This window comes from Pseudomonas sp. GW821-FHT01C01 (assembly GCF_059422645.1).
In genome coordinates this window covers 123,990-140,686 of record NZ_JBWKXF010000007.1, presented here as the reverse complement: position 1 = coordinate 140,686, position 16,697 = coordinate 123,990, and the positions used below count along the sequence as shown (strand labels likewise).

The following is a 16,697-nucleotide window of genomic DNA, read 5'->3' as shown; positions in this document are numbered from 1 at the left end:
GAAGCTCCATGCCATCGTTTGAGAAAGCAGCTTTTCCAAAGCTGCTCTCCAAACTTAGGTCATGTCATTGAACTGTCAAAAATGTGTACGTTACAGGATATGAAACAATCAGGGCTCCAGGCGGCGCTGCTGGTAGATCCAGTCGACAATCTCACCGTCCGGGGTGTAGCCGCTGACCGTGTCGCGCAACAGCTGGCGGACGCGCGCATAGTCGTCCTGATCCACCGCGGCGAGCAACTCGGTCAACTTGACCTTCAGCAAATCCCAGGACAGGTGATCCTCGTTGGCAGTCATGATCATCGGGTGCTGAGTAGCCGACACGTTGTCACCGATCAGCAGCTCTTCGTAAAGCTTCTCGCCCGGACGCAGCCCGGTGAACTCGATAGCGATGTCGCCATGCAGGTTTTTTTCCGAGCGCACGCTCAGGCCGGACAAATGGATCATCTTTTCGGCCAGCTCGACGATCCTCACGGGCTCGCCCATGTCCAGGACAAAAACATCACCGCCCTGCCCCATGGAGCCCGCCTGAATCACCAGCTGCGCCGCTTCAGGGATGGTCATGAAGTAACGAGTGATCTTCGGATGCGTAACTGTCAGCGGACCGCCCGACTTGATCTGTTTGTGAAACAACGGAATGACCGAACCCGACGATCCGAGGACGTTACCAAACCGCACCATCGTGAAGCGCGTTTTGTTCACGCGCGAAACGTTGCTCGTATCACCGAACAAAACCGGAGCCAATTCACGACTCAGCGCTTGCAACGTCAACTCGGCAAGGCGCTTGGTACTGCCCATGACATTGGTAGGCCGCACGGCCTTGTCGGTCGAAATCAGGACAAAGTTGGCCACCCCTGCCTGGAGCGCAGCCTGGGCCGTATTAAGCGTGCCGATCACATTGTTGAGCACGCCTTCGGCAATGTTGTGTTCGACCATGGGGACATGCTTGTACGCTGCGGCGTGATACACCGTGTCCACTCGCCAGGTTTTCATGACATCGAGCAACTTGTGCGGGCTACGAACCGACCCAAGAATCGGCAAAAGACGAATGGACAGTGACTCTCGAGCGACCCGTTGCTCCAGTTCGGACAGGATGCTGTAGAGATTGAACTCACTGTGTTCAAACAGTAGAAGCGTTGTCGGGCGCAGCGCCAGAATTTGCCGGCAAAGCTCGGAGCCAATGGAGCCCCCGGCGCCCGTCACCAACACAGACTGCCCGGTGATGCAATGTTCGAGCAAATCCGCCTGGGCCGGGACTGCGTCACGCCCAAGCAGGTCGGCAATGTCCACTTCCTGGATATCGTCGACCTTGACCCGGCCACTGGCCAGGTCCATGAACCCCGGGACACTTCGAACGTGCAACGGGAAGCCTTCGAGAAACCCGAGAATCTCGCGGCGGCGTCCACGGTTGGACGAAGGAATAGCGAGGAGAATTTCCTGAGCGCCAGTGTTGTCGATCATCTGCTGGATGTGTTTGGGCTTGTACACCTGCAACCCGGAGATCACCCTGTCGGCGATTCCGCTATCGTCATCGATGAACGCCACAGGCCGCATGACCCGCCCCATCCGCAGTGCAGTAACGAGTTGATTACCTGCCGCCCCCGCGCCGTAGATGGCCACTTTCGGCAGACCGTCATCCCGGCTGGTAAACGGGACGTGCTGAGCAGCACTGAACCAGTCGCCCATGAAATACTGACGCATGGCCAGGCGCAGTCCGCCGATCATGATCAGGCTCAACCACCAATAGTTGAAAATGATCGAACGAGGAACGACGTTTTGATGATTGCTGTACCAGTACACCACAACGCCAAGTATCAAGGACGATAGTGTCACTGCCTTGATAATGGCAATGAGCGCGTCATTTCCAAAGTAACGCATGACGGCACGGTACATGCCAAAGCGGATGAAAAGAGGAATGGCGATGACAGGTGCACTGACAAAAAGCCAGACGTGCTGAGTGAACGGGTTGACCAACTCGTCCAGCCCGAGACGCACGACAAACGCCATCCACAGGGCACACCAGACCAAACAGATATCAGTCAGAACCTGCAGAATACGTTTATGTCGTCTTGGCAGACTTAACAACCTTGCCCGAATCTTATCCATAACCCCTCTAAACACCTCTCGAAGCTCCTAGCATTGATACAGCAACAACAGCTTTCGGTAATTCACTTGCCGATAAAGCAATACTCAAAAACCAATGCGTCCATCATGCCTTGCCAGCGACTTCCAACTCGCCTGCGTGATACTTGAAAGCAAGCAACACCAGAGGCACGTAGGCCAGGACCAGTCCTGCCACGCCTTCGAGATACTGCATGACGACCAATATAGCCACTGGCACTAACCACAACAAATTGATCGCAGCTATTGTCAGCGTGACCGCCCGATGGCTGCCATATTTTCGTGAAGCATACTGGTATCCATGGCTGCGATGGGCCTCATAAACCTTATCCCCGCGCAACAGCCGACGAATGAGGGTAAAGGTGGCGTCAACAATAAAGACGCCCAACAAAATGAGCCAGGCCCAGAGAAACAGTGGATTCGTCCATGCCGCATAAAGCGACATCACCGCCAACACGATGCCCAGAAAACCACTGCCGGCATCGCCCATGAAAATCTTCGCCGGCGGGAAATTCCAGACAAGGAAACCCAAGACGGCCATCGCCAGTACAAGCGGGGCAATGGCGAGGCTGGCGTGGCCTGCAATCCAGTAAACCAGGCAAGCACCGACACAGGCGCAAATCGCCTCGACGCTGGCCAACCCATCAATACCATCCATGAAGTTGTAGAGATTGAGCATCCAGACCAGATAGAACGCCCCGATGACATAGCCGAACCAGCCGAGACTGAACTCATGACCGAACAGGCTGATCGGTGCCATCCCCCCTATCCAGAACAATGCCCAGATGGCACCAGCGAAATGCGCAAGCAGGCGCCAACGCGCGGCAATATGCCCATGATCGTCGAGAAAACCGATGATCGCGATCCAGCCGCCAGCTCCCAGCAGCGCCAGCGCCATTGGCCAGGCGACGGCATCTGTCCAGGCCAGTACAGGCAGCGCAATCAGAAAACTCAGGACGATCGCCACACCACCACCCCGAGGGGTCGGGGTCGAATGTGAACTACGCGCATTAGGAACATCAATCAAGCTGCGCGCCAATGCGTATTTGCGCAATGCACCTGTGCCCAAGAATGAAACACCCACCACTAACGCCAACAACCAAATTGTGTTCAAAGGTCAACTTCCTGAAACAGCCAAAACCAATTCTGCAATTGAACCGGCACTGTCATAAGCCAGCTTAGCGCTGCCTTTCCTTGTAGTAGTTGGCAGCCGACGCAAGCGCCTCATCGACGCTGACCGGAGGAACCCAGCCGAGCAATTCTCGAGTCTTGCTTATATCGACTTGCAACGAACCGCACAGTCGTTGCGACAAGGCCTGCTTGCCTAAAAGCTGCGCACCCCGTTCAAGCAACACGCTCGGCACAGGCAACAAGCGTGCAGGTTTACCCAATGCCTGCGCCATCCGCGTCAACAATTGTGTCGTGGACAAATCCTCCCCATCGCTGACGAGGAAGGTCTGATTGGCGGCGGCCGGGTGACGGATGCAGGTCACGATCAAATCAGAAAGATTTTCCAGCGCGACCAGGCTGCGCCGATTGTGGATAGCCCCGAATGGCAAGGGTATTCCCTTGTCCAGCCAACGCATCATGTTCAGAAAGTTGGCTCTCACACCCGGGCCGTAAACGAGCACCGGACGGATGATCACCACTTCCATCCCGGAGACGCTCGCAATTTCGCGCAGTCCCTGCTCAGCCTCCATTTTCGAGATGCCATACGGATCGCCAGGTGCGGGAGTCGCGTCGGCGAAGTATGGCTGATTGAGCGGCGTACCTTCGCCATTCACCTTGATCGAACTGATGAACACAAAGCGACGAACGCCCAACGCGGCAGCCTGCCGGGCGAGGCTGAGCGTGCCTTCCACATTCACCTTGCGAAACGCCTCCAGCGGATCGGATTCAGTGTCATTCATGACGTGAACGCGAGCCGCGCCATGAATGACAACCTCCACTTGATCCAGCGCCTGCGACCAATCGGTATCAGCACTGAGCCCGGCGGTTCGAACGGTAGTAACGCGCGACGGACAGTCAGGCAAGGCGTGCCCACGAATGGCTGCCACCGGTTCCAGATCGTCAGAGGCCGCCAAACGACCCAGTACTGCGCGACCAACGAAACCCGTAGCACCTGTCAATAAAACACGCATTTTTTCAAACCTCGACGACGCTCAGGATTTCGACCAGACAGTACGATTGATGTAGTCGGTGTAACTCAAAACGACCCGAACTACCTGCTTCGACACAGGACCTGCCTGGTAATCCCTCACGACCGGGATAACGCGCTGGGTACGATCGTGCTGGCTGGTGACCACACGCACGGCATCCAGAACGCCCTCAACTTTCAGCCCACTCATGATGAGCGTGCCTTCATCCATCCCTTCTGGACGCTCGTGCGCATTACGAATGGTAATGGCAGGCAGATTCAGAAGAGAGGCTTCCTCAGTGATGGTGCCGCTATCGGACAGCACGCAAAACGCCGACATCTGCAACTTGATGTAGTCAAGCAGACCGAATGGTTTCGAGAAACGAATCAGAGGATGGTCCAGCGATTCACCAATCGCTTCCAGACGCTTGCGGGTACGAGGATGCGTGGAAACGATAATGGGATACTGGTACTTGTCGGCCAGGGCTCGCAGCGTTTTGAGCAAATCGCGGAGGTTCTCCGGCGTATCGACGTTTTCCTCACGGTGAGCGCTGATGATGAAGAACTTGTCCTGCTCCAGGCCTTCTCGCGCCAGTACGTCGGAAGTGAGGATTTTCGGCATGTAATAGTCGAGCACCTCCTCCATGTGCGATCCGGTCTTGATGATGGTTTCAGGACGAATCCCTTCAGCAATCAGATAACGCCGGGCATGCTCGGTCAGGACCATATTGATATCGCTGAGGTGATCGAGCACCTTGCGATTCAGTTCTTCAGGGACGCGCTGATCAAAACAGCGGTTGCCGGCTTCCATGTGGAACACCGGAATCTTGCGGCGCTTGGCGGCAATGACGGCCAGACAGGTATTGGTATCGCCGTAGAGCAGCAGCGCATCAGGCTTTTCGGCCTCAAACACTTCATCCGCCTTTGAAATCACTTCGGCGATGGTCTTGGCTGCGGTTTCGCCGGCGGCACCCAGGAAGTAATCAGGTTTACGGATTTCAAGATCATCGAAAAAAACCTGATTCAATTCGAAGTCGTAGTTTTGACCTGAGTGAACCAACACATGATTAACCTGCTTATCAAGCTCAGCAATAACGCGGCTCATCTTGATAAGTTCTGGTCGCGTACCAACCAGCGTCATGACCTTAAGCATCAAGTTGCTCCTGAATGTATTCCAGATTCAAAAGAACTTTCTTCACGCCTTCTACATCGAGACGCTCTGTATTGTGGGAGGTGTAGTCATCGAGATCGGATATCTCTTGTTCGCCCTCGACAAAGAACTTCTTGTAGTTAAGGTCGCGATTGTCCGAAGGAATGCGGTAGTAGCGCCCCATGTCTTCGGCCTTGGCCATTTCTTCACGGGAGATCAGCGACTCGTAAAGCTTTTCGCCGTGGCGGGTACCAATGACCTTGACCGCATTGTCGCGAGCAAACAGTTCCTTGAGCGCTTGCGCCAGGTCCGCCACTGTCGAGGCCGGTGCTTTCTGGACGAAAATATCACCTTGCTCGGCATGCTCGAACGCGTGCAGAACCAGGTCAACAGAATCCTCGAGCGACATCAGGAAGCGTGTCATGTTCGGGTCGGTGACGGTCAGCGGCTCACCACTCTGCAGCTGTTTGATGAACAACGGGATCACGGAACCGCGCGATGCCATGACGTTACCGTAGCGGGTTGCGCAGATCACCGGACCTGTCGCCGGTATCATCCGCGACTTGGCCACCATCAGCTTTTCAGCCATGGCCTTGGAAATACCCATGGCATTGATCGGGTAAACAGCCTTGTCGGTACTGAGTACAACAACGCGTTGCACACCCGAAGCAATGGCCGCATTCAATACGTTTTCGGTACCCATGACGTTGGTACGCACGGCTTCCATCGGGTAAAACTCGCAGGAAGGTACCTGCTTCAGGGCTGCGGCGTGGAAAATGTAATCCACCCCCACCATAGCCTGATCGAGGCTGTCGCGATCACGTACGTCACCGATATAGAACTTCACTTTGTCATTCGACAAAGCAATGCGCATATCTTCCTGTTTTTTCTCGTCACGGCTGAATACGCGAATTTCTTTTACATCGGTATCCAGAAAACGCTTCAACACCGTATGGCCAAATGAGCCCGTACCGCCCGTGATCATCAAAACTTTATTATCGAACATAACGACCTTCCCAAACCTGATTGAATTTAATGATCAACGCAATGCTCGCATCGATTTAACCAATTCCAACCATGAAGGTGGAACGTAACCGGTTGCAGCCTGAAATTTCGAGGAGTCCAGCGAGCGATCTATAGAAACTTGACTATCCGCGATGATATCGATTTCTTTTTCGTAAACTTCCGCTACCAGTTTCAGAAGAGACAGCTTGTCAATCGGTGCCACAGAAACATGATAAAGGCCGTGGAGCTCAGGATTCGGGATCACGTAGTCGCGAATGACACGCGCCAGTTCTACGGTAGGAAGCCCCGAAAAAATGGCCTTCTCATAACCCTTGACCGGGCCGTTCTGGGACAGGAACCAGTCCACCAGCGAATACTGGCTTCCCAGCTCGTGACCAATGATCGAGGTCCGTAGCGTGACGGCATTCAGTTCCTCGTGAAGCTCACCGATGTACTTGGACTTACCGTAGAGATCCTCTGCATCGGAGATATCCTCCTCGGTGTACATGCCTTTGCGGCCAGAAAACACGCAATCGGTGCTGATATGAATCAGGCGAGAACCGGACAACGCGCACAACTTGGCAATGCGATGCGGCAGCATGGCATTGATCGGGAGTGCGGAAAGGGGGTCCTTGGCGTCAGCCAATTGCTTGATGAGCCCGATACAGTTGATGACGACATCCGGCTTGACCTGCGCCAGAACCGAAACCAGCGAGTCGTGGTCAAGCACGTCAACACTACTGATCAACGAACTGTGCATGTCCTCAGAAAAGTGTTTTGCGCCACCTGGATTGCGCAAAGTGCCCCACACTTCGTAGTGCGGGTTTCCATGGAATTGCCTGAACACTGTGCTACCCAGCATTCCGGTGACCCCTAACACGAGAACTTTCATTTTGAGCTACCTTTCAATTCATTGATCCTGCTACTGAGGATTTCGACCAGACGCTGGCTCTGCCGCTCCATTTCGAAATGCTCGAGGTAGTACGCGCGACCTGCCTGCCCCAACGATTCCCGCTCATCCGAAGTCATGCGGAAAAGTTGCTCAATGCAATTGGCCATACCTTCGGCGTCTTGTGCCGCTGTGGTCAGACCGGCTCCCGCCTCTTGAATGACGCGCGCACCCTCACCGTCCAGTGCGGCGATGATCGGCCTTCCCGCTGCCAGGTAAGCCTGGACTTTACTAGGGATGGTATAGGAGAACGCCTCATCCTGCTTCAACGTCACCAACAATCCTGCGGCACGATTGAAAAAATGTGGCATTTCACTGGCAGCAAAGCGTCCGGCGAGAACAAGGTTGTCCAGCGCGCGCGACTGCTTCTGGGTTTCGATCCAGCTCGACATACTGCCGCTACCGACCAGGACAATCCTGACTTCCGACAAATGGCGCAGCTTGTCAGCTACCTCCACGAGTGTTTCGACCGACTGCGCCGTCCCCAGATTTCCAGCAAAAACCAGACAAAAATGATTGTCTAGTTCTGCAAGCAATGACTCTGGAATTCGCGCCTCTTCGACACTCGGCGGTATGTCCTGGTAGGAGTTAGGGTAATACACAACCTTGCCAGGGTTGGCATAACGGGCAACCGGCTCGCGGAACGCTCGCGACTGAACGAGAAGCGTATCGACAAAGGCGTAAATGCCTTTGACTAGCCATCCCACAACCCCCAAAACCGCCTTGTTTTTTATGAATCCGGTTGCACTCAAACTCTCCGGCCAGAGATCCTGAACCCAAACGGCCAGATGACTTTTGAGCTTCCACTTCAAGTAAATCGCAGGAATTACCGAGGTTATAGGAGACGGCGCAAACACAAAAATCGCGTCAAAATGCTCACCCTTTACTGCGCCCGGGTAAAACTTCAGGCCATTTAAGATAAATGACAAATAGTTCAACACGAGATTCTTCGCCCCGGAAGAACCACGTGGCCTGAGTGGTGCACGGCAAACACTAACGGACGACTCGAATTTCTCTTCCTGATACCCAGAAGCACTGTAACCGCCAAAGACAACGCCATCGGGGTAGTTCGGCTTGCCAGTAAGGACCTTTATGACGTGCCCTTGACCCGTCAAGTTCTTGACCAAATCATTAACAATGAAAGACTCGGGCCAAAAATATTGCGTAACCACCAGAATTTTCATCTAGCAAGCACCTTCTTTTGAGCGTTTGGCCAACACCGGCAACTCGGACCAAGTCTTATTCGAGGTACTTTCCCAATCAAACTTGTCACTCTGCAAAACGGTCGCACTCGACAACTTACTCAATAGCTCAGGAGTTGATAGCGCCTCAACCAGCACGTCACCCATATTCATTGAATCAAACGGAGAAAAATAAAGTGCTGCATCTTCTCCGAATTCCGGCATGGGCATTACATCGGAGTAAATCATTGGCCTTCCGGAAGCCTGCGCTCCTTTCAGAACACTGTCGATCGACTCACTCGCCTTGATCAAAGGCGTCAAGTCCGGCCTGTTGTGCTCATCAATCGGAATCGGCACAGTAACAATAAATACATTGCAACCAGCTAATTCGCGCGGCTCCAAGCAAAAACTCAGCCCCGATGCAGATTTTAATTCGCCGTCAGATACCTCGCGCGTAGCATCATGACCGGAACTCAGTGCACCAACCCTTGCTTTGTTGATATCAAACCCAACCACACGCATTTTCTTGCCAAACTCTACAGCCAGCGGCAGGCCCACATAACCGAGACCTACAACGGCCAAATCTACATCTTTGAGTTTAAGCATTGAATTCCCTTGCCACCATTTGCCGGGCCGTTCGCAAATCAATTCATTATTTTACAGATTCAGAAATCGGAACTACAACCGCTAAAATTAGAAATTATACCGAATGTGACTATAGGAACCATAACCATTTTCAAACGTTTGCATCAACCGTGTTCAGCCTGATGCCGGCAGCTCTACGCACGATTAAGCTCTCCTGACAACCCGATAATGTCAGGCCCAGCAGTAGCACGGATAGCCATAGAGGTTTATCCAAGAACCTGGAGCTACAGGATGGCGGTCGCATCCTCCCCCGGCGCCAAAGGACCTGCTCGATTCTCGTACCAACCTTCCACCGCCCCTCCCCTACACACTTTCAGGCAAGCAACCGCCTTCCTATCAAGATCAATAGATAGAGTTGTTTTCATTTCCGGAGAGGGATAGGTATTCAAAAAACTCGATCAGAAGTCGCGCGATATTGCACCACGCGGTATGTCGAAGAGATAGCGATCAGATCTTGTCAACCGGAAGCAAAAGCTCACGAACTTTTTAGCTTCCGGAAAACTTTAAGATTCCGCCGCTTTTCAAAAATGACAGATTTTCTGTCGAACTACCCAATGAAATACAAAGGGCTTTTTCAGATAAAGTTTTACACGATATCAAATCTTGACTTAAGAGCCTTTGGTCCAAGCTTGATAATAGAGCACACAAAAGAAAGTATAGCTCGGTATCTATTGAATCGAATTTCAAAATTTGGGTAACATGTCGTCAAATCGATAAATTTTGAAGTCGTATCTTCGATGTTGAACTGCCTAGCTTTAGCTCTATGTGCATCAGATAGAGAATTATATTGAGAAACTTCCATTCGGTATAGCATTTCTATGCATTCGACAATAGGAATTCGACGCGTTGTGGCGGAAGCCTCATTGTATGAGTAGCCGTCAATTTCCGAAAAAAAGCCACAAGTATGAGGAGTTGATATTGATTCTATACCGACAATTGACGGCACACCCGCTGCAGAGGCCTCAATGAGAGTGGTACCGGAGCCTATAAAACAAAATGCATCATTAAAAATCTCAGGAAGATCCGAATACTTTACTTCACCCATAAAGTGAACAAACTGCGCTACGCCACACTGAACCGAGTAATCTTCAAGCGCTTTTCTTTCGGGCCCGTCACCGTATATGAAATATTGAAAATCATCGACAAGCCGTAAGCTTGACAATATAGATATTACATGTCTGTTGTAAACTTTAAAATCCACAAGACGACCAACAGACAACAGCTTTAATGACAGCTTGCCAGGATAACACTTCCTATAATTTTCAAGTGACACCCCCAAAGGCAACAATGCCACCTCACTATTATCTAAAGCCTTGTACGTAGCTGCAATCTCCGCAGTACTCTCATTGGGAAATAGAGTGAGCTTTACATTCTGATCATACAATTCAAGCATCTTTTTTCTAAAATAGATATTTCGATCTCGCCACCATACAATTTCTCGAGAGTGGTAGATGCCGATAGAGAGCGCGCCGAAAGAATATTTTTTCCGCTGGAAGTACATATATGCCAGAGTCAATAAATCAACTACATGTACTACATCAAAATGAGTATGAGAACGCGCACTCGCAGGCACCAAGGCGTTTAGCCAACTGGACGCTCCAAAAAATGGAAAATACTCAACAACGTGAACTGTTGCTACAGACGATAGCTTTTGAAAGAGTAAATGATCATGCTTACTGGAAAGCAAAATCACAGTAACGGTGTGGCCCTGCTTCTGTAATTCGGTGGCCAATCGGACCACGTAGGTTTCTACGCCACCCATGGATAGACCACCCATCACAAAAAGTATATTTTTCAATTTACTCTCTACTTACTAATTATTGAAATTAAAAAACTGAACTGCTTCACCTGACCAACCAGCATTATCGGTCAAATTCAAGTACAAAGTCAGCCCTGCATACAACACTATTAAAGCGTAGCCCAACCATTTACCGAACAACGAAAAAACGACAAAAGGCAACAAGACATACTCAAACATCGAAATAGCCGCATAACTCCTTCCCGCGACAATTGCAAAGTCGCCCAACGTTATCCGTATAAAGGTTGCGCAAAAAAAGAAGCAAAACACCAACTCAAAATTTTCATATCTATCTGAAATTTTTTGCCAAAAAATTAAAGCCAACCCCACAAAAACCAAATTCTTTAAATTCACAGCACTAAACAAGGCTAACGGATAATTATAAATCTCCGCATTGAGATACAAATTTATTTTCTCACCTATGAACCCAAAATTAATTAAATATGAAAAAAATGTTTGTATATCAAAAAAAGCCGTAAAAGCCAGAAAAAAAAGCGCGACCGCTGCATACACAGTACGACTTGGTCGAAGCTGATAAACAGCGAAAGGCAGTAGAATCAACAATGATGAAACATGTACAAATGCGGCACAGATCACCAGAAATAGGAACGCACCAATCCTCCGTGAAGGAATAAGCGTCACTCCCCAAAATAGAATCGCGGAGGCCAAACCAAGACGAATAGCATTTAGCTCTTTATTTAGATAAAAATGGCAGAAATATACAAGAATGGCACCGCCGACATGAGGAGAAAAGAACTTTATCGCTCTGACATTCAGCGCTACAGAGATTAATGCAACGACACTGAAAAGCACGCATGGCTCGCTACCAAAACCGCGCAATACTGAAAGCAAGGTAAAAAACCCGAGTTCTATGTTGAGCTGGGAGTAACTGTAACCGCATAAAAACTCATCACATCCAAAGAAAAACGGTACAGTCTTGAACATTTCCGCATACGCAACGTCATCGCTACCAACACCCAAACTCCGCAACGAAGCTAAAAACACAAGAACTATAGCGGATGAAAAAACTGCAAGTTGCTTGACCCACCCCTGCCTAATCAACATTTCCGTACCACCGGAAACCGTCAAAAATATAAATACTGCGTAAATAGGCCAAACAAACTCAATTGACATCAGCTACGCACCCAATACTTTAATACAACAACACTAACAAAAAAGCATATGATATATGACATCATGTACGCAACCGTGACACCTTCGGCGCCAATAATGAACCGCCCCATCAAGAAGCTTAGAAATACAAATAGACCAGCCTGAAAGACTTCCGAGATAATATAAATACGGGTTGCCGCCCTCGCAACCGCAACGAAACCAATGACATAGTTAGAAGCTTTAAAAAAATCACCAATCAACTGGTACAATAGAAAACTGTTTAGCTCCTCAAACTCCTTAGAAAGTAGCAAGGGAACAAAAAACTCTCGACCAAAATAAAGCGTCCCGCCTCCGACTGCGAAAACGGCCATGACAAAGACTATAAATTTATGGGTTAGTCGTTCGATTTCTTTCTTATTATCACACCGCGATATCATCGGCATGAAATAGGATGCCAAAAAAACACTAAAAAACCCCAAATACGCACTAGAAAGCTTAATTAGACCTTGCCAAATCCCCGCCTGGGTGTAGCCGGCATTACTAATTAGATTTTGTCGAATATAAATTTCGACCACGGGAAATGCTATGGCACTCACGCACAACATCAAACTAAACCAGCTTAACTTTTTAAGTAGGAGCGAATCTATTTTCCTACGCCTAAACCTGAAACGCAGCGAAGACCTCAGATACAAATAAAGGCTTGGAACTGCCGCCATTGCCAAGATCGATACAATCGCAATTGCTGCGCCCGACAATCCAAACTTTGATATCAACAACCAAGCAAAAGGTAATGAGATTAAATTTCCAATTATCTGAGTAACTGCGAACGACTTAACATCGGCAAGGCCATTTGCAACAGAGGAGAACAGCATATTAAAGGCTAGCATCAACTGAAACAGTGATAGCAACGATATCACCCATGCAAGGTTGCCATCCCCAAGTATGAACACTGATATTGGGCGAGAAAAAAGCAAAAACAACAAAGCTAGAAGAACAGAAAATACAAATGCAAAAGCTGAAGCTGTGCTCAAAAGTTTATAGAGATTAAACTTGTCATTTCTATACTCAGCAGAATATTTTATGACGCCATGAGTGATACCTCCACCAGCCAGCAGAGCAAGTATCGAAGTCAGACTCATAAAATGGCCAAGCTTTCCTAGTCCGTCTGGCCCCAAATATAGGGCGATTAACTTTAGAATCAGAAAGCCGACCACTATTTTTGAAGCCTGGGCGAGAGTCGTCAATATGGCGCTGGAAACAGCTTTCCGATACTGAAGCGTGTCGCTGGATTCGTTATGCGCCACAGGACATAATCGCTGCAGTTACTTGGCTCTTGACCTCATTTGCCTCCTCGGCATTCATACCCAACCAGAGAGGCAAACGAATCAGGCGTTCACTTTCTCGGGTTGTGAACTTATCCTCACCTGAAAATACACCGAGTTTTTTTCCAGCGGGAGCCGAATGCAATGGAATGTAATGAAACACGGCACCAATACCAAGGTCTTTTAGTTTACCCAGCACCGCCGTGCGCGCATCAATATCCTTAACTTTAATATAGTACATATGGGCATTCGCGACACAGCCATCCGGCACTACTGGAAGATCGATAATTCCCTTTTTTTCAAAAGCTTTAAAATGCTTATCGTACATTCCCCATAAGGCAAGGCGCGCAGTATTGATATACTCAGACTTTTCTAACTGGCCATACAGATAAGCTGCTTGTAGTTCACCGGGAAGATAACTACTTCCTACATCCACCCATGTATATTTATCGATCATCCCTCGAAAAAATTGACTCCGGTTCGTCCCTTTTTCCCTGATTATTTCTGCGCGAGCAACAAAGCGAGCATCATTGATTATCAACAACCCGCCTTCACCACCGCTTGTAAAGTTTTTTGTTTCGTGAAAACTAAAAGCCGCCATGTGGCCAATAGATCCCAGTTGACGCCCTTTGTAGGTAGACATCATTCCCTGAGCGGCGTCCTCTATGACAAACAAACCATTGCGCTCAGCGATGTCCATTATTGTGTCCATCTCGCAAGCGACACCAGCATAATGCACAGGAACAATAGCCTTGGTCCGTGATGTAATAGCGCTCTCAATCAGGGTTTCATCAATGTTCATTGTATCTGGTCGAATGTCGACAAATACGATTTTCGCCCCTCGAAGTACAAAGGCGTTTGCCGTACTAACAAAGGTATAGCTTGGCATGATGACTTCATCACCCGGCTGAATATCTATGAGAATTGCAGCCATTTCCAATGCCTGAGTACAAGAAGGCGTCAGTAGCGCCTTGACGCAGCCCAATGTGTTCTCAAACCATTGATGGCACAACGCAGTGAACTCACCATCGCCAGACATTTTACCGCTGCGCATTGCGCGGAGAACGTATTGATCTTCATTGCCAGTATATGGCGGCTTATTAAATGGGATCATTTTTTTGCTCACTTAAAAATTCGACTTCGAGTTTCAGCAGATCTTTTTTACGCTGTTTTATAAGCTTCGCTGGCACGCCGGCATATATCCCCCATGGCTCAGTCGACCTAGTGACTAGTGCCATTGAGCCTATAGAACAACCTTCTGATACCTGAACACCCGGAAAAATAACCGTCCCCGCTCCCACAATGACATGCTTGCCGAGTCGAACAGCGGAAAATTTCTCGTTCTTGAATTTTTTCGGAACGAGAGAGTTGGTCAACGTCTCGCCACTATAATCGTCCGATTGCGAGAAGACTTTTACGCCATATGCCAACGTACAAAAATCATCCATGACGATACCAGGAATACCTCCGGCGACAAGACACATTGGCGTGATGTGATTATATCGACCAATTTTTACGCTTCCCGAGATTACACAAAAATCGTCAATCCTGGAAAAATCACCTATCTCAATTTTGTCCGCATTGTAAATACACGCCTTGTCACTGATCTTTACCTGCTTGCCAAGACTCTTGAAACCCAATCTTTGGAGTTCTTCATCTGTTAGATAGGCCATCTTGATGTACCAATTGAATTTGCAGTGCTAAATTTTATTATTTCTGTCATTACCGGTTACAAGCTTGCTTTGAGGTATCTTACCTAAGCCCTGCGTTTCCTGCTCATAACCGAGAGGAGTGATTGTACTGGCAACCGGTAGCTATCAGTCGAAAACTACCGACTGGCTGTACATCCAATAACCTGAGCTCGCACAATGCCGTCGAAGAACCAACGCAAGTGCCTAACATCCAGCACTTGCCTTAGAGAAACCTCAAGAAAGCACTCTACGCCTACTCCACAAGTAGCGGACCAAACCAGTCAGCAGACCCAGGAGCAACCCGCCAATCACAGCCAACCCTATGTACAGCATTTTCTTTGGATGTATAGGTTCGTCAGGTACCTCTATAGATCCATCTTGCCGAAAAACAGAAACGCTTGAGGAATCAATCTGCAGGTCTTCATAGAAGAATTTCTTGATTTCAAGCATACGAAGATTTTTTATGAAGGGATCGTTACTTTTTCTGTCCTGCAAATTTTTTATTTCTGCACTTAGCGCTTTGGTGCCTCGCATGTACGTCAACTGGCCATCCATGGTTGCAGTAACTTCGGCGGCAACATTACCAGCTATGATAGGAGGCTCTTCAAGACCAATCGATTGCGCAACCTTCAACGCTTCTTGTAGTCGGCTAATCGAATCATTCCGTACCCCATTTTCAGTTTGCCGCAAAATACTGATTTGCTGCCCAATATTACGAGCGCGAACTTCTGCTTCCCGCGTAACGTTGGTGATCACCTCACTCTTAGAAACAATACCTGCATTTGTTGCGTAGGTTTTCACCCACTCGGTTGCGCGCGCAGGATCATTATCCTGAACTGAAACTGAATATCGATCTGGCTGTTCCTTGGAGGGCAACCCTATAGTAAGTTTCTTTAAATACTTTGAATACAATAAATCCTGCGAACCTTTTCGATCCGCTTCAGAAAGTGATGGTAAATACACTTCGAGAAAGAACGCGCGGCGCAAAGCCTCGCTTTGCAAGTTGCGAATAAAAACATCATACACATCTTTTACTGTATAAGGTGTAAGCTCCAAGTCTTTGGTTCGACCATAGTTAAAATCGGCGATCCCATTCAAAGTTGGTGGCAGCAAATATACACGAGCTTCATAAACTGGCTTACTGACAAACGCATAAACTGTTACACCCAAAGCAACAACCAAAGTAGTGCACAGTATCATTACTTTTTGAGCCCAAAGGGATCTCATCAACTCAAAAAAATCTATCTCATCCGACCCGGGCTTGGTCGATGGGTCATTCGTCATTCTGGCCAGCCTTTTCTAGTATGCATTTATGATGTTGCGTTTCATGTTCCAAGCTCGTATTTTAACTAATCCTAGGATCCTTTTTCTTCTTTTGCGCAAAAATAAAAGCTAGAAGAGGCCCTATTGCCATACCGATCAGCAACACCAAAATCAGCGATAAAGCTACCGGAAGCTCCGGAGACGACCAGCCAAGAAACACCAGTGAAACAGGTTGCTTATTTTCAAGCACAAAGATGACTGTCGCAAATACAATCAGCAGTGCGATTACAAAAAAAATTATTCGCCTGAAATTACTCATCGAAAA

The 16,697-nt window shown here is 48.9% G+C and carries 15 protein-coding genes; all 15 read right to left on the bottom strand.

Going from position 1 to position 16,697, the window contains the following annotated elements:
• Nucleotides 1-108 precede the first annotated feature (108 nt).
• Nucleotides 109-2,103, bottom strand: a complete 1,995-nt coding sequence (locus tag AC07XF_RS07365) for a polysaccharide biosynthesis protein (RefSeq protein WP_495025985.1) — start codon at nt 2,101-2,103, stop codon at nt 109-111.
• A 103-nt stretch (nt 2,104-2,206) separates the two neighbouring features.
• Nucleotides 2,207-3,232: an MraY family glycosyltransferase gene (locus AC07XF_RS07360; RefSeq protein WP_495025984.1), complete on the bottom strand. Its 1,026-nt coding sequence runs from the start codon at nt 3,230-3,232 to the stop codon at nt 2,207-2,209.
• A gap of 64 nt (nt 3,233-3,296) precedes the next feature.
• Nucleotides 3,297-4,259, bottom strand: coding sequence for a UDP-glucose 4-epimerase family protein (locus AC07XF_RS07355; RefSeq protein ID WP_495025983.1), 963 nt, complete (start codon nt 4,257-4,259; stop codon nt 3,297-3,299).
• Nucleotides 4,260-4,280: 21 nt separating this feature from the next.
• The gene (gene wecB / locus AC07XF_RS07350) at nt 4,281-5,408 is read right to left on the bottom strand and encodes a non-hydrolyzing UDP-N-acetylglucosamine 2-epimerase (protein WP_495025982.1); all 1,128 of its coding nucleotides are present in this window, start codon (nt 5,406-5,408) and stop codon (nt 4,281-4,283) included.
• A complete protein-coding gene (locus AC07XF_RS07345; RefSeq protein WP_310054834.1) occupies nt 5,401-6,411 on the bottom strand; it encodes a polysaccharide biosynthesis protein in 1,011 nt (336 codons plus the stop codon). Before AC07XF_RS07345 ends, wecB begins: the two co-directional genes overlap by 8 nt.
• Before the next feature lie 33 nt (nt 6,412-6,444).
• The gene (locus tag AC07XF_RS07340) at nt 6,445-7,302 is read right to left on the bottom strand and encodes a dTDP-4-dehydrorhamnose reductase family protein (RefSeq protein WP_495025981.1); all 858 of its coding nucleotides are present in this window, start codon (nt 7,300-7,302) and stop codon (nt 6,445-6,447) included.
• Nucleotides 7,299-8,543, bottom strand: coding sequence for a glycosyltransferase family 4 protein (locus AC07XF_RS07335; protein ID WP_495025980.1), 1,245 nt, complete (start codon nt 8,541-8,543; stop codon nt 7,299-7,301). Before AC07XF_RS07335 ends, AC07XF_RS07340 begins: the two co-directional genes overlap by 4 nt.
• Nucleotides 8,544-9,146 carry a hypothetical protein gene (locus AC07XF_RS07330; protein WP_495025979.1) on the bottom strand — a complete coding sequence of 201 codons (603 nt, stop codon included), beginning with the start codon at nt 9,144-9,146 and terminating at the stop codon, nt 8,544-8,546.
• 625 nt (nt 9,147-9,771) lie between these two features.
• Nucleotides 9,772-10,983 (bottom strand): glycosyltransferase family 4 protein, encoded by a 1,212-nt coding sequence (locus tag AC07XF_RS07325; protein ID WP_495025978.1) that lies wholly within the window; start codon nt 10,981-10,983, stop codon nt 9,772-9,774.
• Nucleotides 10,984-10,998: 15 nt separating this feature from the next.
• Nucleotides 10,999-12,117 (bottom strand): EpsG family protein, encoded by a 1,119-nt coding sequence (locus AC07XF_RS07320; RefSeq protein WP_495025977.1) that lies wholly within the window; start codon nt 12,115-12,117, stop codon nt 10,999-11,001.
• Nucleotides 12,117-13,400, bottom strand: a complete 1,284-nt coding sequence (locus AC07XF_RS07315; RefSeq protein WP_495025976.1) for an O-antigen translocase — start codon at nt 13,398-13,400, stop codon at nt 12,117-12,119. The genes AC07XF_RS07320 and AC07XF_RS07315 overlap by 1 nt, the downstream gene beginning before the upstream one ends.
• Nucleotides 13,390-14,532 (bottom strand): dTDP-4-amino-4,6-dideoxygalactose transaminase, encoded by a 1,143-nt coding sequence (gene rffA, locus AC07XF_RS07310; protein WP_495025975.1) that lies wholly within the window; start codon nt 14,530-14,532, stop codon nt 13,390-13,392. The genes AC07XF_RS07315 and rffA overlap by 11 nt, the downstream gene beginning before the upstream one ends.
• Nucleotides 14,519-15,091, bottom strand: coding sequence for an acyltransferase (locus AC07XF_RS07305; protein WP_495025974.1), 573 nt, complete (start codon nt 15,089-15,091; stop codon nt 14,519-14,521). The genes rffA and AC07XF_RS07305 overlap by 14 nt, the downstream gene beginning before the upstream one ends.
• Nucleotides 15,092-15,343: 252 nt before the next feature.
• A complete protein-coding gene (locus AC07XF_RS07300) occupies nt 15,344-16,393 on the bottom strand; it encodes an LPS O-antigen chain length determinant protein WzzB (protein ID WP_495025973.1) in 1,050 nt (349 codons plus the stop codon).
• Between the two features lie 61 nt (nt 16,394-16,454).
• Nucleotides 16,455-16,691: a lipopolysaccharide assembly protein LapA domain-containing protein gene (locus tag AC07XF_RS07295; protein WP_429491430.1), complete on the bottom strand. Its 237-nt coding sequence runs from the start codon at nt 16,689-16,691 to the stop codon at nt 16,455-16,457.
• Between the last annotated feature and the right edge of the window lie 6 nt (nt 16,692-16,697).